Annotated in this window: 17 protein-coding genes; 12 read left to right on the forward strand and 5 right to left on the reverse strand. The window is 61.3% G+C overall.

The features are described from left to right. Positions 1-122: 122 nt before the first annotated feature. Positions 123-3122, reverse strand: a complete 3000-nt coding sequence (gene polA / locus RWK44_RS14745; protein WP_316029003.1) for a DNA polymerase I — start codon at positions 3120-3122, stop codon at positions 123-125. A gap of 544 nt (positions 3123-3666) precedes the next feature. Between polA and RWK44_RS14750 the strand changes: the two genes are divergently transcribed. Continuing rightward, positions 3667-4083, forward strand: coding sequence for a MarR family winged helix-turn-helix transcriptional regulator (locus RWK44_RS14750; RefSeq protein WP_003544385.1), 417 nt, complete (start codon positions 3667-3669; stop codon positions 4081-4083). 6 nt (positions 4084-4089) lie between these two features. Here the strand turns inward: RWK44_RS14750 and RWK44_RS14755 are convergent, their stop codons facing one another. Then, positions 4090-6477 carry a bifunctional diguanylate cyclase/phosphodiesterase gene (locus RWK44_RS14755; protein WP_316029004.1) on the reverse strand — a complete coding sequence of 796 codons (2388 nt, stop codon included), beginning with the start codon at positions 6475-6477 and terminating at the stop codon, positions 4090-4092. Positions 6478-6691: 214 nt separating this feature from the next. Between RWK44_RS14755 and RWK44_RS14760 the strand changes: the two genes are divergently transcribed. The 7 genes from RWK44_RS14760 to RWK44_RS14790 all read left to right on the forward strand — a co-directional run bounded on the left by RWK44_RS14760 (position 6692) and on the right by RWK44_RS14790 (position 16431). Beyond that, positions 6692-8080 carry a dipeptidase gene (locus RWK44_RS14760; protein ID WP_222011340.1) on the forward strand — a complete coding sequence of 463 codons (1389 nt, stop codon included), beginning with the start codon at positions 6692-6694 and terminating at the stop codon, positions 8078-8080. A gap of 399 nt (positions 8081-8479) precedes the next feature. Further along, positions 8480-9121, forward strand: coding sequence for an SH3 domain-containing protein (locus tag RWK44_RS14765; RefSeq protein WP_222011341.1), 642 nt, complete (start codon positions 8480-8482; stop codon positions 9119-9121). Between the two features lie 538 nt (positions 9122-9659). Beyond that, positions 9660-9881: a hypothetical protein gene (locus RWK44_RS14770; protein ID WP_222011342.1), complete on the forward strand. Its 222-nt coding sequence runs from the start codon at positions 9660-9662 to the stop codon at positions 9879-9881. 186 nt (positions 9882-10067) lie between these two features. Beyond that, the gene (locus tag RWK44_RS14775; RefSeq protein WP_222011343.1) at positions 10068-12404 is read left to right on the forward strand and encodes a transglycosylase domain-containing protein; all 2337 of its coding nucleotides are present in this window, start codon (positions 10068-10070) and stop codon (positions 12402-12404) included. Positions 12405-12788: 384 nt separating this feature from the next. Further along, positions 12789-14705 carry a molecular chaperone DnaK gene (gene dnaK, locus RWK44_RS14780; RefSeq protein ID WP_027669117.1) on the forward strand — a complete coding sequence of 639 codons (1917 nt, stop codon included), beginning with the start codon at positions 12789-12791 and terminating at the stop codon, positions 14703-14705. Between the two features lie 85 nt (positions 14706-14790). Continuing rightward, complete coding sequence (dnaJ, locus tag RWK44_RS14785; protein ID WP_017962754.1) at positions 14791-15918, forward strand: molecular chaperone DnaJ; 1128 nt, start codon at positions 14791-14793, stop codon at positions 15916-15918. A gap of 312 nt (positions 15919-16230) precedes the next feature. After that, a complete protein-coding gene (locus RWK44_RS14790; RefSeq protein WP_003544370.1) occupies positions 16231-16431 on the forward strand; it encodes a hypothetical protein in 201 nt (66 codons plus the stop codon). Between the two features lie 159 nt (positions 16432-16590). Here the strand turns inward: RWK44_RS14790 and RWK44_RS14795 are convergent, their stop codons facing one another. After that, on the reverse strand, positions 16591-16956 hold the full coding sequence (locus RWK44_RS14795; RefSeq protein ID WP_017962753.1) for a helix-turn-helix domain-containing protein: 366 nt from the start codon (positions 16954-16956) through the stop codon (positions 16591-16593). 449 nt (positions 16957-17405) lie between these two features. Here RWK44_RS14795 and recF point away from each other — a divergent pair, with 449 nt between their 5' ends. From recF to RWK44_RS14810, 3 genes are read left to right on the forward strand one after another with little or no spacing between them, the layout of a single operon-like run. Further along, positions 17406-18530 (forward strand): DNA replication/repair protein RecF, encoded by a 1125-nt coding sequence (recF, locus tag RWK44_RS14800; protein ID WP_131640065.1) that lies wholly within the window; start codon positions 17406-17408, stop codon positions 18528-18530. Then, on the forward strand, positions 18527-19351 hold the full coding sequence (locus RWK44_RS14805) for a molybdopterin-synthase adenylyltransferase MoeB (protein ID WP_316029005.1): 825 nt from the start codon (positions 18527-18529) through the stop codon (positions 19349-19351). Before recF ends, RWK44_RS14805 begins: the two co-directional genes overlap by 4 nt. Beyond that, positions 19348-19821 (forward strand): GNAT family N-acetyltransferase, encoded by a 474-nt coding sequence (locus RWK44_RS14810; protein WP_316029006.1) that lies wholly within the window; start codon positions 19348-19350, stop codon positions 19819-19821. The genes RWK44_RS14805 and RWK44_RS14810 overlap by 4 nt, the downstream gene beginning before the upstream one ends. A 33-nt stretch (positions 19822-19854) precedes the next feature. Here RWK44_RS14810 and RWK44_RS14815 read toward each other — a convergent pair whose 3' ends face one another. Beyond that, positions 19855-20856: a 2-hydroxyacid dehydrogenase gene (locus RWK44_RS14815; RefSeq protein ID WP_011649963.1), complete on the reverse strand. Its 1002-nt coding sequence runs from the start codon at positions 20854-20856 to the stop codon at positions 19855-19857. A 185-nt stretch (positions 20857-21041) separates the two neighbouring features. On the opposite strand from RWK44_RS14815, the gene RWK44_RS14820 reads away from it, so the two are divergent. Further along, entirely contained in the window at positions 21042-21581 is a 540-nt protein-coding gene (locus RWK44_RS14820; RefSeq protein WP_168283224.1) for an SH3 domain-containing protein, read from the forward strand. Here the strand turns inward: RWK44_RS14820 and RWK44_RS14825 are convergent. Further along, positions 21574-22566 carry an adenosine kinase gene (locus tag RWK44_RS14825; protein WP_020052350.1) on the reverse strand — a complete coding sequence of 331 codons (993 nt, stop codon included), beginning with the start codon at positions 22564-22566 and terminating at the stop codon, positions 21574-21576. The genes RWK44_RS14820 and RWK44_RS14825 overlap by 8 nt on opposite strands. Between the last annotated feature and the right edge of the window lie 147 nt (positions 22567-22713).

A 22713-nucleotide genomic window follows, 5' to 3' on the forward strand; every position in this document is an offset into this window, starting at 1 on the left:
CCAATTTAGGGGAGGTGCTCTGAAGCGCGTCGCAATCTTTCAGATCGCTGCTGGCGCTTTAGGCTTTATTTCCACGCATGTCGTTGTCGCAAAACCGCCGCACAGTTTTGCGCGACATGCTTTTAATGCGCCTCGTCCCAATTGGTGGCGGCGCGGGCATCGACCCTCAGCGGCACGCGCATTTCCAGCGCCGGCATGGTGGCGTTTTCCATGACCGAGACGATGACCGGCATCGCCTTTTCGACATCCTCGTCCTCGACCTCGAAGATGAGTTCGTCATGCACCTGCAGCAGCATGCGGACGCGATCGGCAAGGCCGACTTCAACAAGCGCCGGCTCTATCTTGATCATCGCCCGGCGGATGACGTCGGCAGCCGAGCCCTGGATCGGCGCGTTGATCGCCGCACGCTCGTTAAAGGCGCGCACGGATGGATTGGAAGAGCGGATTTCGGGATAGTTGATGCGGCGGCCGAAGATCGTTTCGACGTAACCCTTGTCGCGCGCCATGGCCTTTCGGCTTTCCATATAGTCGCGGATGCCGGGGAAACGCTCGAAATACTTCTTGATGTAGTCGCCGGCTTCCGAACGCTCGATCGAAAGCTGATTGGCAAGCCCGAAGGCCGAGATGCCGTAGATGATGCCGAAATTGATCGCCTTGGCGCGGCGGCGCACCTCGCCCGGCATACCTTCCACCGGCACGCCGAACATTTCCGACGCCGTCATGGCGTGGATGTCGACGCCATCTTCGAAGGCCTTGGTCAGTTGCGGGATCTCGGCCACATGGGCAAGCACGCGCAGTTCGATCTGGCTGTAGTCGGCAGAGATCAGCTTGTGGCCAGGCGTCGAGATGAAGGCGGTGCGGATCTTGCGGCCTTCGGCGGTGCGCACCGGAATGTTCTGCAGGTTCGGCTCGGACGAGGACAGGCGCCCCGTGGTCGTCGATGCCAGCGAGTAGGAGGTGTGGACCCGCTTTGTCTCGGGGTGAACGTAACCCGGAAGTGCGTCGGTATAGGTGGATTTCAGCTTGGTGACCTGGCGCCAGTCGACGATCTTGCGCGGCAATTCGAAACCGGCGGCGGCCAGATCCTCGAGCACCTGCGCGGAGGTGGACCATTGGCCTGTCTTCGTTTTGTTGCCGCCGGCAAGGCCCATCTTGCCGAACAGGATATCGCCCAGCTGCTTCGGCGAACCGATATTGAAGCGCTCGCCGGCCAGCACGTAAATCTCGTCCTCCAGCCTTGCTGCACTCTGGGCCAGCTCGCCGGAGAGGCGCGACAGGATCTGCCGGTCGACGGTGATGCCGCGCGCTTCCATGCGCGCCAGCACCGGCAATAGCGGCCGCTCCAGCCGTTCATAGACGCTGGTCAATCCCGCCGCCGCCAGACGCGGCTTCAGCACCAGCCAGAGGCGCAGCGTCACCTCGGCATCTTCGGCGGCATAGTGGGTGGCGCGGTCGATATCGACCAGATCGAAGGTGACGTTCGCCTTGCCGCTGCCCGCCACGTCCTTGTAGGGGATCGGGGTATGGCCGAGGAATTTTTCCGAGAGCGGGTCCATGCCATGCGCGCCGGTGCCGGCATCGAGCACGTAGGAGATCAGCATCGTGTCGTCGAAACTCCTGGTCTCGATGCCGTAGCGCTTCATCAGCAGGTAATCGTATTTCAGGTTCTGGGCGACCTTGAGAACCGATTCGTCTTCCAGCAATGCCTTCAGCCGTGGCAGGGCATCGCCCATGGGAATCTGGTTTTCGGCAAGGCCGCCGCCGAGCAGATCGCCGACGCCGTTCTTATGGACGAGCGGCACATAGGCGGCGCGGATCTTCGTGCCGGTGGGATCAGCCGTATTGTCGGCGATCGCCAGCGAAAAGCCGACAAGCTCGGCCTGCATCGCATCCAGCGAGGTGGTCTCGGTATCGAAAGCAACGAGGCCGGTGGCGCGCGCATCGGCAATCCAGCGGTCGAGCGTCGCCAGATCGCGGATCGTGGCATAGGTCGAATGATCGAAGGGCAGCGTCGCGAAGGCCTCGGCCCGCGCCTTGGCAAGATCGGCGGGCGAAAAGGCGCCTTCGACCGCGGTCTTCGCCTTTGCACGCGGCGGCACCGGCACGGATTCGCCGGAAACATCGGGGATGCCGCCGGCAACGGGCTCGGGCTCGGCCGCATCGAGATCCGGGCCGCGGGCCGTCTCACCCCATTCGATGCGGACGATCGCCGGTTCGATGGCGCTCGCATCGCAATCGCAGGCTTCGGCGACGCGGCGCGTCAGCGTGGTGAATTCCATCGTCTTCAGGAAGCCGATCAGCTTCGGACCGTTCTGCGGTTCAAGCACCAGCCCGTCGAGATCGAGATCGAGCGGCACATCGGTGCGCAGCCGCACGAGATCGCGCGAGAGCCTGGCCATGTCGATATTGGCGAGGATCGTCTCGCGGCGCTTGACCTGCTTGATCTCGGTGGCGCGTTCGAGCAGCGTATCGAGATCGCCGTATTCCTCGAGAAGTTGGGCGGCGGTTTTCGGGCCGATGCCGGGAATGCCGGGAACATTGTCGACCGAATCGCCGGTCATCGCCTGCAGGTCGATCATCTTTTCCGGCGGCACGCCCCATTTCTCGATGACATCGGGAATGCCGATCTGCTTGTCCTTCATGCTGTCATACATATGGACATTGGGGCTGACGAGCTGCATCAGATCCTTGTCGGAGGAGACGATGGTGACATCGGCGCCGGTCGCTTCGGCCTGGCGGGCATAGGTGGCGATGATGTCGTCGGCCTCGAAGCCTTCGGTCTCGATGCAGGGCAGATTGAAGGCGCGGGTCGCCTCTCTTATAAGGCCGAATTGCGGGATGAGTTCTTCCGGCGGCGCGGAGCGGTTCGCCTTGTAGGCGTTGTAGAGATCCTTGCGAAACGTCTTGGCGGAATAATCGAAGATGACGGCAAGATGCGTCGGGGTCACACCGACATCGGTATTGCGCGCGTCCCTCAGCAGCTTCCACAGCATGTTGCAGAAACCGGACACGGCGCCGATCGGCAGGCCGTCGGTCTTGCGGGTCAGCGGCGGCAGTGCATGAAACGCCCGGAAGATGAATCCGGAACCATCGACTAGGAAGAGGTGATCGCCTTTTTTCATGCGTGCATGGATAGCGCGGGCATGGGACGAGGTCCATATGGAGTTCGGCATAAAGTTCGGCGCGCGAAAAGGATTATGGCGCTCGGAGCGCTACGTCGCCGCGCGCATTTTCGGACGTGCAAAGGACGCTGGGCACTTGGCGTTGCTGCATAATTTTATCCTTCCATCGATTCCGATCTCAGGAATTGTGCGGCAGGGATTCCGGCTCACCAAACTGTTACCGATTTGTAACGATGGCCCTCCCTTGAAAAACCACATTCTAAGGCACAAATCCATGTCACCGGCGCTTGATTGCGCCGCGGGTCTGATTACCGGCTTGTCCCCCGCCGCGTCAGGCTTGGACAAAGGCCTTATCCCCCCTCTCCGGGCCTTTGTCCCCACTTTAAAGTCGCCATGGCCAACCTCCAGGCCATGGCGATTTTTGTTTTTTCGAGACACTCGAAATTCTGATCGCCGCTTGCATGTTATGGAGCATCGTATGCGATTTGCTGCATTGTCTCCGGCATGGTTTTGAGCCTAACTTGCAATCATGGGATTTAACCGCATGGATTCGGGAGCCTACCTTGCCAGCCAGCTGGCGAAGGGTTTTGCCCGCTCGCTGCACCAGCGCGCGGTCGGGCTCGGTTTTTCTCCTGGGCAGTTCCCCATTCTGCTGGAACTCTGGGCCGAGGACGGGCTGACCCAGAAACAGCTTCTCGAGCGGGTCGATATCGAGCAGGCGACCATGGCCAATACGCTTTCGCGCATGGTCCGCGACGGCCTAATCGAACGCCGGCCGCATCCATCCGACAAGCGGGCGCAACTGCTCTTCCTGACGCCGAGAGCCCGCGCCATGGAGGCCGAGGCGATCGAGACCGCGCGTGAGGCCGATCTTGCGCTGTTTAAAGGGTTTCGGGTTTTCGAGCGCGAGCTGACGCTTGAATATATCCGCCGGCTTCTGGAAAACGCCAAGGCGCTTTGACCCAGATTACTCGCAGGCAAGACGCGTAGGTCGCCACCGCGATATCTGCAGCGCGTCGGCGTCGGCCGTCGGAGACAGGAAGTTTCTGCGGGCGGCGAACTTGATGCTCGGCTCGATATCCGGCTTGCCGAGCAAAAAACCTTGTACCTGCGCGCAGCCTTCTTCGACGACGATCCGGCGCTGCGTCTCGGTTTCGACGCCCTCCGTCACAACAGGCATGCCGAGACTGTGACCGAGGCCGATGATTGCGCGCACGATCGACCGCGCCGCCGCATCATGCTCCAGCATGCCGGTGAAGCTGCGGTCGACCTTGATCTTGTCGAAAGGGAAGGTTCGCAGGTTGGAAAGGGAGGAATAACCGGTGCCGAAGTCGTCCATGACGATGTGAACTCCCAGACTGCGCAGACGCTGCAGCGTGGTCATCACCCGATCGCGATCACGGAAGAGAGCGGCCTCGGTGATTTCAATTTCCAGCCGATCTGGCGCGAGCCGCGTTTCCTCGAGGATTGTTTCGATTCGCTCGGCCAGGTTCGGCAGCATGAACTGCACCGGCGAGACGTTGACGGCAATCGTCAGCGGATGCGGCCAGCGAGCGGCCTCCGAGCAGGCCTGCTGCAGCACCCATTCCCCGAGTTGGACTATCGACCCGCTTTCCTCGGCGATCGGAATGAAGACGTCCGGTTCGCATATACCGTGGCCCGGCCGGTTCCAGCGCATCAAGGCCTCGTAACCGCTGATCACGCCGCTATGTGCATCGAGAATTGGCTGATAGCTGAGATGGATCTGATGGCGAGTGATGGCGTGGCGCAGTTCGCTTTCGATCAGGCGGCGGGCTCGTGTGGCCTCGTCCATTTCCGCATCGAAAAAACAGGCCTTGCCGCGGCCACCGTGCTTGACCCGGTAGAGCGCGATATCAGCGTTGTTGCAGATCTCGTCTGCATCGCTGCCGTCGGCCGGATAAATGGCGATGCCAAGGCTGACGCCGACGGCGGTCGGGTCGCGTGCCGTATCCATCTCGACGGCGAATTCGTCGAGGATCACGGCCGCGAGCTTCTGCGCTGCCGCCGGCTGCTGTCCGGAGGGCTGGATGATGGCAAATTCATCGCCCCCGAGGCGGGCGATCGTATCACTTTCATCAGTCACGCGACGCAGGATAGAGGCGACTTTGCAGAGAATTCGGTCACCCTCGGCGTGGCCGAAAACGTCGTTGACGGTCTTGAAGCGATCGAGATCGATATAGAGGAGGGCAACCTCGCCGTTCTTTCGTTCGGCCATTTGCAGCGCCTGGCGGATGCGCGTGTCGAACAATGATCGGTTCGGAAGATCGGTGAGAACATCGTGGTGGGCGAGATGTTCGATCATTTCCTCGGCCTGTCTGCGCTCACTGAGATCGCGCACCGCCAGAACGTCGCAATTGTGCCCGCGATAGACGATCCTGCTTGTGTTCACTTCGACGGCGGTCTCCTTGCCGTTCCTGGTGTTGAGCAGCGTCTCGCCGAGCCTGTTCTGTCCCTGGACGGCGCCCAAAACAGCAGAGGGCGCCTTGCCGGCAAGATCGGCAAGCTTCCAGCCGGAGAGTTCCTGGAAACGTTCATTGGCATCGATGATCCGGCCTTCCCGCAGGATCAGCAGCCCTTCCTGCGAGGCATTCGCGAGCCCCCTCAGATCCGTCAGGTGGCTTTCGATAAAGACCGCTGCGAGCGCAATGAGAATGAGCGTCGTCGCCGCTACAACGACGATCGCAGCAAGCAGGCTGGCATCGAGCACCGTTGCCGGAACCTCTTTGCCGGGATCCGGCACGAGCGTGATGCTGGCCATCGAGATGAAATGGAGAGCGCAGATCGCGAGGACAAAAGTGATTGACGAAGCGAGGAGCCGCCTCGGTCCCTTCAATTCGAAAAAGGCGTGGAAGGCGGCGCTTGACAACAGCGCTCCTGCGAGAACCGCACTCAACGTCATATAGGGGTCGTAGACGATTACCGCCTGCGTTTCGATCGCCTGCATGCCGGTCAGATGCATCGCGGCGATGCCGAGCGCCATCAGGACGCCGCCGCGGATGCGAGAAAACCTGCCGCGGCTTTCCGAAGCGACGAGGATCGCCGCCCACGAACCGACAACCGACAGGAGGAAAGAAAGTGTCGTCAGGCCCAGTTGGTAGCCGATCGGCATGCCGCCGTCATAGGCCAGCATCGCGATGAAGTGGGTTGCCCATACGCCGGTGCCGAAAGCAAAAGCCGCGGCGCCGATCCAGAGCTTGCGTCGCCCGGCATCGCATTCCTGGGCGCGGGAAAGCAGCAGCATCGCTGCCATCGCGCCGATCAGGCAAACCGCGGCCGCCACAAGCACCAGGCGCCAATCGTGATAGTCCCGAATACATGTGATGACCGCAAACATCCGTCCCCCCGAACAGCTGAATTCGATCAGGCTATCGAGGTTGTACTAAATAACTGTAAATTGAATTAGAAACTTCTTCTATAAGATCCGGCAATGTTCTTGAACCCGATACTAGATCTGGACGCCTTACGCGCCGCCCATTTTTGCCTTTTCCGCCTCGCCTGCCTTCCTGGTTTGGTCTATCGTCCGGCCGAATTTCAAAAAGGAGTCGAAAATGACGGATGTACAACAGGTGCTTGCGCGCGCGGATCAGAACCTTTCCAAGAGTCTCGAAAGGCTGTTCGAGCTTCTGCGCATCCAGTCGATTTCGACCGATCCCGCCTATAAAGCCGAATGTCGAAAGGCCGCCGAATGGCTCGTCGGCTATCTCGGGACGCTCGGCTTTACGGCCTCCGTGCGCGATACGCCTGGCCATCCGATGGTGGTCGCCCACCATGCCGGCGCTTCGGCCGATGCTCCGCATGTTCTCTTCTACGGCCATTACGACGTTCAGCCGGTCGACCCGATCGAGCTCTGGGAAAACGACCCCTTCGAGCCATCGATCAAGGATGTCGGCGAGGGCCGCAAGATCCTGACCGGCCGCGGCACCTCCGACGACAAGGGCCAGTTGATGACCTTTGTCGAGGCTTGCCGCGCCTATAAGGAGATCAACGGCGCGCTTCCCTGCCGCGTCACCATCCTCTTCGAGGGCGAGGAGGAATCCGGCTCGCCCTCCCTGAAGCCCTTCCTCGAAGCCAATGCCGCCGAGCTCAAGGCCGATTATGCGCTGGTCTGCGATACCGGCATGTGGGACCGCGACACGCCGGCAATCGCCGCAGCGCTGCGCGGCCTCGTCGGCGAGGAAGTGATCGTGACGGCCGCCGATCGCGACCTGCATTCCGGTCTCTTCGGCGGCGCGGCAGCCAATCCGATCCATATTCTCGTCGAGGCTCTTGCCGGTCTGCATGACGAGACGGGCCGCATTACGCTTGACGGTTTCTATGACGGCGTCGAGGAAACGCCCGAAAACATCAAGGCGTCATGGGAGACGCTTGGCAAGACCGCGGAGAGCTTCCTCGGCGAAGTCGGCCTTTCCATTCCATCGGGCGAAAAAGGCCGCTCGGTGCTGGAACTCACCTGGGCGCGGCCGACCGCCGAAATCAACGGCATCTGGGGCGGATATACCGGCGAAGGCTTCAAGACGGTGATCGCCGCCAAGGCTTCGGCGAAGGTTTCGTTCCGCCTCGTCGGCACGCAGGATCCGGCCGCCATTCGCGAGGCTTTCCGCAGCTATATCAGCGCGAAGATTCCCGCCGATTGCTCGGTCGAGTTCCATCCGCATGGCGGCTCGCCGGCGATCCATCTCTCCTATGATTCGCCTGTTCTCACCAAGGCGAAGAACGCGCTTTCCGACGAGTGGCCGAAACCCGCCATCGTCATCGGCATGGGTGGGTCGATCCCGATCGTTGGAGATTTCCAGAAGATGCTCGGTATGGAATCGCTGCTCGTCGGCTTCGGCCTCAGCGACGATCGCATCCATTCGCCGAACGAGAAATACGAGCTCGTCTCCTACCACAAGGGCATCCGCTCCTGGGTGCGGATTCTTCAGGCGCTCGCTGCCTGAACTGAAGTGGCACGCCTTGCATGCCGGCGTGCCAGCAAAGGCGCACAACAAAAAGGCCGGTTCGACCCGGCCTTTCGTCATCCGCTCATCTCAGTGCCAGTTCATCCGTGGTCAAGGAGCAAGCGGGTATTGCAGTGAGACTGCCGCCGAAAGGTTAACAGACCGTTAACGGTATCGGCCCTTGCCGGAAGCACCACTCGCGGCTCCAGGAGCGATGACCGACACTTCGCCGTTCAAGCTACGTTCATCGCGAGCGACATATAAGCCATTGAAAGATAAGATGAATGATACCGCCCTAAAAACCTGCGGGCGATCACTCTATCTTTTGTTTCAGTGGCATATGCCAAGGAAACGCGGCCAAGCGCTGCCTGAAAAGCGTGCCAACAAGGACTGAGAAGCGTGAAAAATCTCTTTGTTAAAATCGCAGCCGCCGGCCTGCTTATGCTGGCTCCCGCCATAGCGCAGGCTGCCGAGGGCTACTCGACGGCGAATGTCAACATGCGTGCCGGTCCGAGCACCCGATATCCTGCCGTTGCCGTCATACCCGCCGGTTCTTCCGTCGAGATCCGCGGATGCCTTTCCGACGTCAACTGGTGCGACGTCGAATTCTACGGCGGCCGCGGCTGGGTTTCCGGCCAGTACGTGCAGGCCCTCTACCAGCAGCGCCGCATCTATGTCGGCCCGCAATATTACCGTCCGCTCGGCATTCCGGTTATCCGCTTCAGCGTCGACAATTACTGGGACCGCTATTATCGCAACCGTGATTTCTATCGCGACCGTGACCGCTGGAGCCGCGGCCCGGATTATTACTACCGCGACCGCGACAATCGGGATCGGGATAACCGGGATCGCGACCGCAACTGGCGCGAGCGGGATGGCGACCGCGATGGGCGCGACCGAGATCGTGACTGGCGCGACGACAATCAAAGGGACGATCGGCAAAGAGGTGAACGGCAGAGGGACGACCGGAGAGGCGATGATCGCAGGCCGGACCGCAGGGATTTTGATTGCCGCCCCGGCGATCCCACCTGCGACGAATGAATAGAAAGGGGCGGCCGCGCCGCCCTCCAAGTTTGCCAAGCCAAGGGCAAACATCCAAGAAAAAGCCCGGCGCTCCCTTGTGAGGGATGCACCGGGCCTGATGTCGATCGGCACGCGTTGAGGGGAGACGGCCGATCATTCGCGGGACGTGAGGGGCTGTCCCGCTTCTTCATAAACAATCGCGAAGCCTATTGGTTCCACCTGCTGCATAATTCCTTGAAGCAGAACCGATTTGACGAAACAAAATGTGGCAATTCAATGTGTTGCAGCATTTTTTATGTTTCTCGAAAAGACGCCCGGCACTGAAAAATGCGTCGTATCATCAGTGATTCACGTGACGCACTTCAGGTCTTTTTTCATGAGGCGTGCGGCTTGGCCGGTGAGCGCAAGATAAGAGCCGGGGGGGAAGCATCGATCCTCGAATGCGGTCACCGACAATTTGATGTGAGGCCACCGCGATGCTCTTGTATTGCAGGATTCTTTATTGCATTTTTGTGAAGTTGCGGATCAATCTTGATCCGTTCGAGGCTGGACCCTAATGACGCAAGACTACCTGGCTTTCTTCGGGCTTTTCGCCCCTCGGGCGGCCGCTACAGATGTTACCGTTTGGCATAAACACAACCCTATCCTGCCTGTGCGCCTCACCGATGGGGCGAACCTCAATCCTTCCGGCCAGATCTGGCGCCGCTTTCATCTGGGCGAGTGGGAATATAAGCAGGATCCGGAGACCATCGACGATTACGAGGCTCGCCAGTTCTGAGCGGCGCTATCTGCTTTACTTTCCATTATTAACACCCCGTTAAATCGCCGCATTTACAGTTCAGTCGGGTGATCACGGTGCCCGCTGCAGCGTGCTTTGTGTGTCTAAAAGACGCGCCGCGCTGGAGAAGGACGCCGTTATGCGAAGCTGACTTCGCGATCGAACATGGGGTGTGACCGGTCCGCGATGGCAGGCAGAGGCAGATCAGGCGACAGAATAGAACCCTCCTTCAGCGGCCGCCCGGCACGCGACGATGACGAATTCTCGCTCGATGCCGACGATCGCATCGCCGGAGGCCGATCTCCGCGCCGCGGCGGCTCGAACCCCCCGCCGCAGCGCCCCGCCTCCCGGCGACGGCGCGAGCCGCGGGAGCGTGAAGGCGGCGGGTTGTTCGGCTTCATGCGCCGCATGATTTACTGGTGCGTCGTGCTTTTCATCTGGGCCGGCATCGGCGTTGCCGGGCTCGTGGTCTATTATGGCTCGCGCATGCCGAGCGCCAGCACATGGGCGATCCCGGAGCGGCCGCCGAACGTCAAGATCACCGCTGTCGACGGCAGCGTCATTGCCAATCGCGGCGCCACCGGCGGCGAGGCGCTGTCGCTCGAAAACATGTCGCCCTATATTCCGGAAGCCGTCATCGCCATCGAGGATCGGCGTTTCTATTCGCATTTCGGCGTTGATCCGCTCGGCCTCGGCCGGGCGATCGTGACCAATCTCACGGCTGGCCACATGGTCCAGGGTGGCTCGACGCTGACGCAGCAGCTTGCCAAGAACCTCTTCCTCTCGCCTGAAAGAACGCTGGAACGCAAGGTGCAGGAGGTGCTGCTGTCGCTGTGGCTGGAGCAGAAGTACACCAAGGACCAGATCCTTGCCATGTATCTAAACCGGGTGTTCTTCGGATCGAACGCCTATGGCGTCGAGGCAGCCTCGCGCCGCTACTTCAACAAATCGGCGCGTGACGTAAACCTCGGCGAGGCCGCTGTGCTGGCCGGCCTGCTCAAGGCGCCGTCGCGGCTTTCGCCGGCCCGCGATGCGGAAGCTGCGAATGCACGCGCCCAACTCGTGCTCGCGGCGATGCGCGAACAGGGTTTCATCACCGATTCCGAGGTCAAGACGGCGATGTCGCAGACCCCGGCTTCGGCCAAGAGCTACTGGTCGGGCGCCGGGCACTATGTCGCCGACATGGTGATGGACGCGCTGCCGGGTCTGATCGGCGACGTCAAGGAAGACGTCATCGTCGATACGACCATCGACAAGTCGCTGGAAAAGAAGGCCGAGCAATCGCTGGTCGACGTACTCGACAAGGAGGGCGGCAAACTCGACGCCTCGCAGGCGGCCCTTGTCTCGATCGACGGCACCGGCGCGATCCGGGCGCTCGTCGGCGGCAGGGACTATGCGACGAGCCAGTTCAACCGCGCCGTCAAGGCCAAACGCCAGCCGGGTTCCTCGTTCAAGCCCTTCGTCTATGCCGCAGCACTCGAGAAGGGGCTGACGCCCTATTCGGTGTTCAACGACGCGCCGATTCGGATCGGCGACTGGACGCCCGAAAATTACGAGAAGAAATACAATGGCGAAGTGACGCTGGCGACTGCGCTTGCCAAATCGCTGAACACGGTGGCCGCCCAGCTGGTGATGTATGACGGACCGGATCAGGTGATCAAGCTTGCCCACCGGCTCGGAATTGAAAGCGAGCTGCAGCCGAACGCCTCGATCGCGCTCGGCACGTCCGAGGTGTCTCTGATGGAACTCACCGCGTCCTATGCCGCCTTCATGAACGGCGGCTACAAGGCGACGCCGCACGTCATCCGCCGAGTGACGACGGCCGAAGGCAAAGTTCTCTACGAAAATACCTATGACAGCCCGCCGCGCGTGCTGTCCGAGCAGATCGTCGCCCAGATGGATGCGATGATGATGGGCGTCATCGACAACGGCACCGGCAAGAGCGCCAAGATCCCCGGCTGGCAGGCGGCGGGAAAGACTGGCACCACCCAGAATTCGCGCGACGCGCTCTTCGTCGGCTTCACCAGCAATCTCACCACCGGGGTCTGGTTCGGCAATGACGACGGCAAGCCGATGAAGAAAGTGACCGGCGGCGGCTTGCCGGCCAAGGCCTGGAAGGAATTCATGATCGCCGCCCACAAGGGTCTTTCGCCGGCACCGCTCTTCGGCAACGGCCAGTTGATCGCCGATCCGAACAATGGTCAGCCGATGGCTGAGGCACCGGGCGACGGGCAGCTGGGCAGCGGACAACCGGTGACGGCCGAAGCGCCGCCATCGACGATCGGCGGCATCATTTCCGGCGTCTTCGGCGGCGACGACAATGCAAACCGCTATCCGCAAGCGCCTGCCCGGCAGCAGGCGGCAACCTCTGGCAACGGCCCGGTTCCTCCCGCAGACATTGCCGAAGGCGGAGGTTCGAACTATGAGGGCATGGTGCCGCCTGGGGATGTCGGGGGCCCGCAGACAACCTCTTCCGTCCAGCCGCGGCGCACGACGCTGCTCGATCTGATCATGGGCCAGTGAGATCTTTGCTGCATGCCCGGCCCACGCCCGATGCTCTAAAGCGCGCCATGATCTTTCGGATTCGCGCCTCGCGCTTTGAGTCTTTGTTTTACGCATGTCGTTGTCGCAAAAACGCTACACGGTTTTGCGCGACATGCTTCAGAAATCGGCCGGTTTCCGGACACAGGGCGACCTCTTTCCCGGCTACTGTCAAAATTGAATGCAACACATTCGTTTTGCTGGATTCCGGGCCATTTCTCGCCTTGCAGTCCAGAAAACCGCTCCTTATATACGCCGCATCACCGCAATCACGATTGCGTAATCTTAAGTAGACCCATCCCGTAAGGGGCTGTCAGGGAAATGCCTTCTCGGGGTTCCCACAGCTTGCTTCAAGGAGAGAATGACATGGCAAAAGTAATTGGTATCGACCTCGGAACGACGAATTCCTGCGTCGCAGTTATGGACGGCAAGGACGCGAAGGTCATCGAGAACGCGGAAGGTGCGCGTACGACCCCTTCCATGGTGGCATTTTCCGATGATGGCGAACGCCTCGTCGGTCAGCCGGCCAAGCGCCAGGCAGTCACCAACCCGACGAATACGCTCTTTGCAGTCAAGCGCCTGATCGGCCGCCGCTACGAAGATCCGACCGTCGAGAAGGACAAGCACCTCGTTCCCTTCACCATCGTCAAGGGCGACAATGGCGACGCCTGGGTCGAAGCCAATGGCAAGGGCTACTCGCCCGCACAGATTTCCGCGATGATCCTTCAGAAGATGAAGGAAACCGCCGAATCCTATCTCGGCGAGAAGGTCGAGAAGGCCGTCATCACCGTTCCCGCCTACTTCAACGACGCGCAGCGCCAGGCAACCAAGGATGCCGGCCGCATCGCCGGGCTTGAAGTCCTGCGTATCATCAACGAGCCGACTGCTGCAGCGCTTGCCTACGGTCTCGACAAGAAAGAAGGCAAGACGATTGCCGTCTACGACCTTGGCGGCGGCACTTTCGATATTTCGATCCTCGAGATCGGCGACGGCGTCTTCGAAGTGAAGTCCACCAACGGCGATACCTTCCTCGGCGGTGAAGACTTCGACATGCGTCTCGTCGAATATCTCGTTGCCGAGTTCAAGAGAGACAACGGCATTGACCTGAAGAACGACAAGCTTGCCCTGCAGCGCCTCAAGGAAGCTGCGGAAAAGGCAAAGATCGAGCTTTCGTCCTCGCAGCAGACCGAAATCAACCTGCCGTTCATCACGGCCGACGCCTCCGGCCCGAAGCATCTGACGCTGAAGCTGACTCGCGCCAAGCTCGAAAGCCTGGTCGACGATCTCGTCCAGCGCACGATCGCGCCGTGCAAGGCAGCGCTCAAGGATGCCGGCGTCACTGCTGCCGAAATCGACGAAGTGGTTCTCGTCGGCGGCATGAGCCGCATGCCGAAGGTACAGGAAGTCGTCAAGCAGCTGTTCGGCAAGGAGCCGCACAAGGGCGTCAACCCGGATGAAGTGGTGGCGCTTGGCGCCGCCATCCAGGCCGGCGTTCTGCAGGGCGACGTCAAGGACGTGCTGCTCCTCGACGTGACGCCGCTGTCGCTTGGCATCGAGACGCTCGGTGGTGTCTTCACCCGCCTGATCGAACGCAACACGACGATCCCGACGAAGAAGAGCCAAACGTTTTCGACCGCCGAAGACAACCAGCAGGCCGTGACCATCCGCGTTTCGCAGGGCGAGCGTGAAATGGCTGCCGACAACAAGCTGCTCGGCCAGTTCGACCTCGTCGGTCTGCCCCCGTCGCCGCGCGGCATGCCGCAGATCGAAGTCACCTTCGACATCGACGCCAACGGCATCGTCCAGGTTTCGGCCAAGGACAAGGGCACCGGCAAGGAACAGCAGATCCGCATCCAGGCGTCCGGCGGTCTCTCCGACGCCGACATCGAGAAGATGGTGAAGGATGCCGAAGCCCATGCCACCGAAGACAAGAAGCGCCGCGAGGCCGTCGAAGCCCGGAACCAGGCCGAAAGCCTGATCCATTCCTCGGAAAAGTCGCTGAAGGATTACGGCGACAAGGTTTCCGAGGCCGACCGCACCGCGATCTCGGATGCGATCGCCGCACTGAAAACGGCGTCGGAAGCGTCCGAGCCCGATGCCGACGACATCAAGGCCAAGACCCAGACGCTGATGGAAGTGTCGATGAAGCTCGGCCAGGCGATCTATGAAGCACAGCAGGCCGAAGGCGGCGCTGCCGGCGATGCCTCCGCGGAAAGCGGCGACAATGTCGTTGATGCCGACTACGAGGAAATCAAGGACGACGACCGCAAGAAGTCCGCGTAATCCGCGACGGCGTGGTTATGCTTCAACATCTGATCCGGCTGCTCACCATGGCAGCCGGAAATCCATTTCCGGGGTTTAATCCTTAATGGCAAAAGCGGACTTTTACGAAACTCTGGGTGTAGCCAAGTCGGCGGACGAGAAAGAGCTGAAGAGCGCCTTTCGCAAACTGGCGATGAAATACCATCCGGACAAGAACCCGGATGACAAGGACGCCGAACGGAAGTTCAAGGAAATCAACGAAGCCTATGAGATGCTCAAGGACCCGCAGAAGCGGGCGGCCTATGATCGTTATGGTCATGCGGCCTTCGAGCATGGCGGCATGGGCGGCGGTGGCGGCGGATTTGCTGGCGGCGGTTTCTCCGACATTTTCGAGGATATCTTCGGCGAGATGATGGGTGGAGGGCGCGCGCGCCAGCGCTCGTCGGGCGGCCGCGAACGTGGCGCCGATCTTCGCTACAACATGGAAATAACGCTGGAAGAGGCTTTTTCCGGCAAGACGGCGCAGATCCGCGTTCCGACGTCGATCACCTGCGACGTCTGTTCGGGTTCAGGCGCCAAACCCGGCACGCAGCCGAAGAACTGCGGCACCTGCCAGGGAACGGGGCGCGTGCGCGCGGCACAGGGCTTCTTTTCGATCGAACGGACCTGCCCGACCTGCCACGGCCGCGGCCAGATCATTCCCGATCCGTGTCCGAAGTGCCACGGCCAGGGCCGTGTGACGGAAGAGCGTTCGCTCTCGGTCAATATCCCGGCCGGCATCGAGGACGGCACCCGCATCCGGCTGCAGGGCGAAGGCGAGGCCGGCGCCCGCGGCGGACCGGCAGGCGACCTCTATATCTTCCTGTCCGTCAAACCGCATGAATTCTACCAGCGCGACGGAGCCGATCTCTATTGCGCCGTTCCGATCTCGATGACGACGGCGGCACTCGGCGGCACCTTCGACGTGGCGACGCTCGACGGCACCAAGTCCCGCGTCACCGTGCCCGAGGGCACTCAGGTCGGCAAACAGTTCCGTCTCAAGGGCAAGGGCATGCCGGTGCTGCGTTCGGTGCAGACGGGCGACCTCTACATCCAGATCCAGATCGAGACGCCGCAAAAGCTCACCAAGCGCCAGCGCGAACTGCTTCAGGAATTCGAGCAGCTTTCCTCCAAGGAGAACAATCCCGAATCGACGGGCTTCTTTGCCCGCATGAAGGAATTCTTCGAAGGCTGAGCCGCGATCGACATGCCCATTACGAAAGCCGGGGACGGAAACGTCTCCGGTTTTTTTGTTCCCGGAATCTCGATTTGCGACATTCGCCGTCCATGCCGGCGAATCTGTCCCGGATCGATACGGCGGCGGGCGGGACGATGACTTGCGTTAACGCAGCCAGATGATGCCGCTTGCAAGTTTTCCAAATGAATTCAGTCTCTGCCGTCAGTGCATGACCCTGGGAGCCGGAATCGATTTCGGGGGCATGCACCAAATCAAAGTGATAGAGCGTCCTTAGCGCTAGCGGGAACAAACAAACCAAGGGTATCAGCCATGGCGCCAGCCTTTTCCTCTCAGTCCGAAGATGTCGACGTTCTTGCCGGCGCCATCTACACATGGTGCGCCGAGCGCAACATCAAGCTTCGCAGCCAGCAAGGCCTTTCCATTGCCAGCATCGCGATCGACCTCTATCATGCCGGCCACCAGACGCAGGACGATCTGCTGATGGCGCTGCACGAATGCGAGATTCACTGAAGCGCGCGGCATCAAACCTCAATCAGGCGGTCTGCTTCCGGTCTTTGTTCTGATGCAGGTCATCCTCCCAATATTGCTGCACACCCGCAGGCGTCCGGAAGCCATCCAGACCTTGAATAGGTCGTGCTTTCCGTGGGAACCGTGATTGCTGCAGTGGAATCAGGCGGTGGTTTCGGCCGCTTCCCCCGTCATGAGGGTGACGATGGTCTTGACCGCTTCCTTGCCTGCCGGTGAGTTCAGCTTGTCGTAGCTCAGCGCAAGCGCATAGGCGTCGGGGCTGAGTTCGACACGGCTGCCGAATGGCGACATGCCGGCACCCTCGAAGAGAGCGGAGATCTCGACGTCGAGAAAAACCGCGATCTGATGCAGCTTGCTGGCGGAAACGCGGTTCGCCCCCTTCTCGTATTTCTGGATTTGCTGGAAAGTCAGTCCGAGTGCTTCGCCAAGCTCGAGCTGAGAAACACGGCGAAGGGCGCGAAACTGTCTGACGTTGCGACCGACGATAATATCAACCGGATCTGGCACTTCATTACTCTCTTATACATAAACGGTCCGTTTACCATATCGTTTGCGCCGGATAACTCAACCCAGCAGTTGCAAAATTCAACCAACTTTTTTGGGCTTTACGTTGCGTCAGTAGCCTTGGAGGATGGCGGCAAACCTTGAATATTCGGCGCTGGAAGACATTGGCAATGACTGTCGACAGGATCGGTCTGGCGATGTCAGGCATCTCGGATGGTTGTATTTTTAACCGAATTTCGAAAGTGCCATGGCTGCTGTTCCATCGGGAGGATGTCGGACACAAGGGCTTCTGTCACGGGATCATCTGAAATATATGTCCTGCGTGGCGCCAGCCGCCGCGTCCTGACGTTCGGCAGCAGCGGCGGTACAAGTCCCCGCGGCCAAAAAGCTGCCAGCCTTGCCATCAGCGCCGCTTCGGCTTAGCTGTCACGCTTTACGATTCCGGACATTCGATGCCGCACAAAGTTTCTCTTTCCCGTCTGAAACTGACAGACTTCCGCAACTATGTGGCGGCGGCCCTTACCCTTGATGGTCGGCATGCCGTGCTGACGGGAGACAACGGTGCCGGCAAGACCAATCTCATGGAGGCCGTCTCGTTGCTATCGCCCGGCCGCGGTCTGCGCCGTGCGGCTTATGGCGACATTACCCGCGTCGGCGCGGCCGGCGGCTTTTCGGTCTTCGCCGCGCTCGACGGCATGGAGGGCGACGTCGAGATCGGCACCGGCATCGAAACGGGCGAGGAGACCACCGCCCGCAGGCTGCGCATCAATGGCACGACGGCAAAGACTGCCGACGAACTGACCGACCATCTGCGCCTTCTCTGGCTGACACCGGCGATGGACGGCCTCTTTACCGGCGCCTCTTCCGACCGGCGGCGCTTTCTTGACCGGCTGGTGCTGTCGCTCGATCCCGCTCATGGCCGCCGCGCCAGCGATTTCGAGCGCGCCATGCGCAGCCGCAACAAATTGCTGGATGAAGGGCGCTTCGATCCCTCCTGGCTTGCCGGCATCGAGGAGCAGATGGCAAGCCTCGGCATCGCCATGGCGCTCGCCCGGCAGGAGATGCTCGGCCTGCTGACCCGGTTGATCGAGGAAACCCGCGAAAGCTCGCCCTTCCCTTCGGCATCGCTGCAGCTTTCGGGCTTCATGGACGGTCAGTTCTCGCGCCCCTCGGTCGACCTTGAGGACGACTACGCGGCGATGCTGGCGGAGAGCCGCTACCGCGATGCCGGCGCAGGGCGCACGCTTGAGGGGCCGCACCGGGCCGATCTCATCGTGCATCACCGCGAAAAGGCGATGGAGGCGGAGCGTTGCTCCACCGGCGAGCAGAAAGCGCTGCTTGTCGGTCTGGTGCTTGCGCATGCCCGGCTCGTCGGCAATCTCACCGGCCATGCGCCAATCCTGCTGCTCGACGAGATCGCAGCCCATCTCGACGAGGGCCGCCGCGCCGCGCTCTTCGACCTTATCGACGGGCTCGGCGGCCAGGCCTTCATGACCGGAACGGATCGCGCGATGTTTTCGGCACTCGGCGACAGGGCGCAGTTTTTCACGGTGGCCGACGGAAGGGTGTTCGAATGACGGAGGCGGCTTTTCCCGGCGTCGGGCGTCATGATAACATCGGCGCCATGGAACCGCTCAGCCCGGAAGAAATCGCGCGCTATCACCGCCACATCCTGCTGCCCGAGATCGGCGGCGCCGGTCAGCAGAAACTGAAAGCCGCCCGCGTGCTGGTGATCGGCGCCGGCGGCCTCGGTGCGCCGGTCCTGCAATATCTGGCCGCAGCCGGCGTCGGCACGCTCGGGATCGTCGACGACGACCGGGTGTCGCTGTCGAACCTGCAGCGCCAGGTGATCCATGATTCCGGCACGATCGGCGAATTGAAGACGGAGAGCGCCGCCTTCGCCATCGCCAGGCTCAATCCGCATGTCCGACTGATCCGCTTCGAGGAACGCTTTTCCCCGGAGGCCGCCCGCCGTCAGCTCTCGGGCTTCGATCTGCTGATCGACGGCTCCGACAATTTCGACACCCGTTATGCCGCCGCCGATGCGGCTGATGAAGCGCGCATTCCGCTCGTCACCGGCGCCGTCGGGCGCTTCGACGGCTCGTTGACGGTTCTCAAGCCCTATGAAACGGCTGAGGACGGAACGCCAAACCCTAGATATCGTGACCTGTTTCCGGAAGCGCCGCCGGCCGGATTGATTCCCGCATGCGCCGAGGCCGGCATCATCGGCGCGCTGACCGGCGTCATCGGCACGATGATGGCGATGGAGGCGATCAAACTCATCACCGGCACCGGCGAACCGCTGGTCGGACGGTTGCTGCTCTACGACGCGCTCTCGGCCCGCTTCGACACCATCCGCTACAAACGACGCCGTACGACACAGAGACAAGCGGGATGAGGATTGTTCCGCTTGATCAGACTTTCACGCGCTGGGATGAACTGCTGACGCTGATCCTTTCCGCCTTCGCCTCCATGAATGGCAGGATCGACCCGCCATCTTCGGCGCTCAAGCTGACGACCGCATCACTGGCCGAAAAGGCCGGGACCGAGATCGGCCATGTCGCCATCGACGGCGAAAAGCTGGTCGGCTGCCTCTTCCTGCGGCCGGAGGCCGATTGTCTCTATGTCGGCAAGCTCGCCGTTCTGCCTGAGGTGCAGGGCAAGGGCCTCGGCAAACGACTGCTGACAATTGCCGAGGAGACCGCTGTGGCGCTCGGCCTTCCCGCCTTGCGGCTGGAAACGCGGATCGAACTTACCGACAACCACGCCGTCTTTGCCGCCTGGGGATTTTCCAGAACCGCCGAAAAGGCCCACCCCGGCTTTGCCAGGACGACGTTCATCGAGATGCGCAAGGTCCTTGCGTCTTGATGCGCCTCGCGTATCTCGATCCTGAGATGCGCTCTAACGCCCTGGCAGTACCCGATTCGGCGGTCTGTGACCGTCGATGAAGGTGCGGATATTGATGATGACCTTGTCGCCCATGTCGATGCGGCCTTCGATCGTCGCCGAACTCATATGCGGCAGCAGCACGACCTTGCCCTCATTGGCGAGCTTGATGAGCCTCGGGTTGACTGCAGGCTCGTTCTCGAAGACGTCGAGGCCGGCCCCGGCGATCCGTCCCTCCCTCAGGCACTTGATCAGCGCAGCTTCATCGACCACGTCGCCGCGCGCAGTGTTGACGAGATAGGCCGTCGGCTGCAGCAGCGCCAGACGGCGCGCCGAGATCAGGTGGAAGGTCGCCGGCGTCGACGGGCAATTGACCGAAACGATGTCGACGCGGGCAAGCATCTGGTCGAGGCTTTCCCAATAGGTCGCCTCCAGCTCGTCCTCGACGGCCGGATTGACGCGCTTGCGGTTGTGGTAATGGATCGACAGGCCGAAAGCCTTGGCGCGGCGGGCCACCGCCGTGCCGATGCGGCCCATGCCGACGATGCCGATCCGCTTGCCGTGAATACGCCGGCCGAGCATCCAGGTCGGAGACCAGCCTGCCCATTCGCCCGGCTTGTCGGTCAGCACGCGCGCACCTTCGCCGAGCCTTCTCGGAACAGCGAGAATCAGCGCCATGGTCATATCGGCGGTGTCCTCGGTCAGGACGTTCGGCGTGTTGGTGACGGTGATGCCCTTGCGCGCCGCCGCCTCGACGTCGATGTGATCGGTGCCGTTGGAGAAGCTCGCAATCAGCTTCATCTGCGGTCCCGCCTGTTCGATCAGCGCCGCGTCGATGCGATCGGTGACAGTCGGCACCAGCACATCGGCGGTCTTGACCGCAGCGATCAGCTCGGGAACGGAGCGCGGCGCGTCGTCGATGTTCAGCTCGGCGTCGAAGAGTTCGCGCATGCGGGTTTCGACGGCATCCGGCAGCTTGCGGGTGATGTAGACCTTCGGTTTTTTCTTCGCTGTCATGGCTGCCTGTGGTGCCTTGTTCAGAGGTCTTTAACCAAGAGGGGTGATAATTTTCCCATTCCGGGCATTTTCTACCAGACCCGCACGCGAAGACAAACAAAACTCGTGGTGCAGCCGGGGAATGTCAGAGCCCGGAGCGCGAGCAGGCCGTGCCTGCCCGCGAATTCGAGCAAACGGAAACTTCCATGCGCAGCAAAGTCCTGAAGTCCTGCCTCGCCCTTGCCGTCGCCTTGACTGCGTCCATGGGAACCGTCGAGTTCGCCCATGCGCAGGCGGCCAAGGGACCAAGCGGACTGCCATTGCCGCGCTTCGTTACGCTGAAATCCAAGCGCGTCAACCTGCGCATCGGTCCGGGAACGGATTACGCGGTGTCGTGGATGTACCTGAAATCCGGCCTGCCGGTGGAGATCATCCAGGAATACGACAACTGGCGCCGCATCCGCGATGCCGACGGCACCGAAGGCTGGGTCAACCAGTCGCTGCTGTCAGGCCAGCGCGCGGCGATTGCCGCCCCATGGATGAAGACCAAGGGCAAGGGCATCTATGTCAATCTGCGCCGCGAGGCGCAGCCCTCCGCCTCGATCGTCGCGAAGCTCGAACCCGGCGTGATGCTGACGATCGGCGAATGCAACGGCGACTGGTGCCGTGCCGAATCCGACGGCGCCTCGGGCTGGGTGGCGCAGTCGGAGATCTGGGGCGCCTATCCCGGCGAAGCCTTCAAATAAGCCCTGCCCGTTTAGCTGCCTCGGAAAGCGAGGTCATCGGGCGCGGGCCGATCTGCTGGATGACGATGCCGGCAGCCAGGCAGCCGAGCTTGCCGCAATCCTCGAGAGAGCGTCCCTGCGTGTAGCCATAGAGGAAGCCGGAGGCGAAAAGATCGCCGGCACCGGTCGTATCGACCACTTCCCTGATCCTGATCGCATCGACGTAAAAACGCTCGCGGCCCTTCAGGATGACGGCGCCATTCTCGCTCATCGTCACGGCGGCGATCTTGCAATCGGCGGCGATCCTGTTCAGCGCCTCCTCGAAATCGTCGGTCTCGTAGAGCGATAGCGCTTCCTGGCGATTGGCGAAGACGATATCGACCTTGCCGGAGCGCATCAGATCGAGGAATTCGCCGCGATAACGGTCGACGCAGAAGCTGTCGGACAGCGTCATCGACATTTCACGGCCGTTTTCATGGGCGATGCGGGCACAATCGAGGATCGCTTCCTTGGCGCGTGGCGGATCCCAGAGATAACCTTCGAAATAGGTAACCTTGGCGTCGGCCACGACGTCGGTCTCGACGTCTTCCGGGCCGAGCTCGACGCAAGCGCCGAGATAGGTGTTCATCGAACGCTCGCCGTCCTCGGTGACGAAGATCATCGAACGCGCCGTCGGCGGGAAGGTGCCCTTCGGCCGGGTCTGGTAATGGACGCCCTGGGCGCGGATATCGTGCGCGAAGATGTCACCGAGCTGATCTTGGGCGACATTGCCGAAATAGGCAGCCTTGCCGCCGAGGCTCGCCACGCCCGCCGCCGTGTTGCCGGCGCTGCCGCCGGAAGCTTCGAGCGCCGGTCCCATGCGCGAATACAAGAGTTCGGCGCGTTCGGCATCGATGAGGTTCATCGCCGCCTTGGTGATCTGGTTGTCAATGAGGAACTGGTCGTCGCAACGGGCAATGATATCCACGATTGCGTTGCCGACTGTCAGAACATCGAATCTTGTCATGAAATGGGGGGTCCCGGAGTTTGTGATAGCCGGGGTTTGGTCTTAGCGAAATTTCCGCGGTTTGGAAGGATAAATGGTGGATGGCTTCTCTATTTCTTCGCAAAAGTGCCGCCTGTTCGTCATGTCCCTGTCATTTTCAATATCTAG

The organism is Rhizobium sp. 25PS6 (assembly GCF_032464655.1).
Taxonomy (GTDB): Bacteria; Pseudomonadota; Alphaproteobacteria; order Rhizobiales; family Rhizobiaceae; genus Rhizobium; species Rhizobium laguerreae.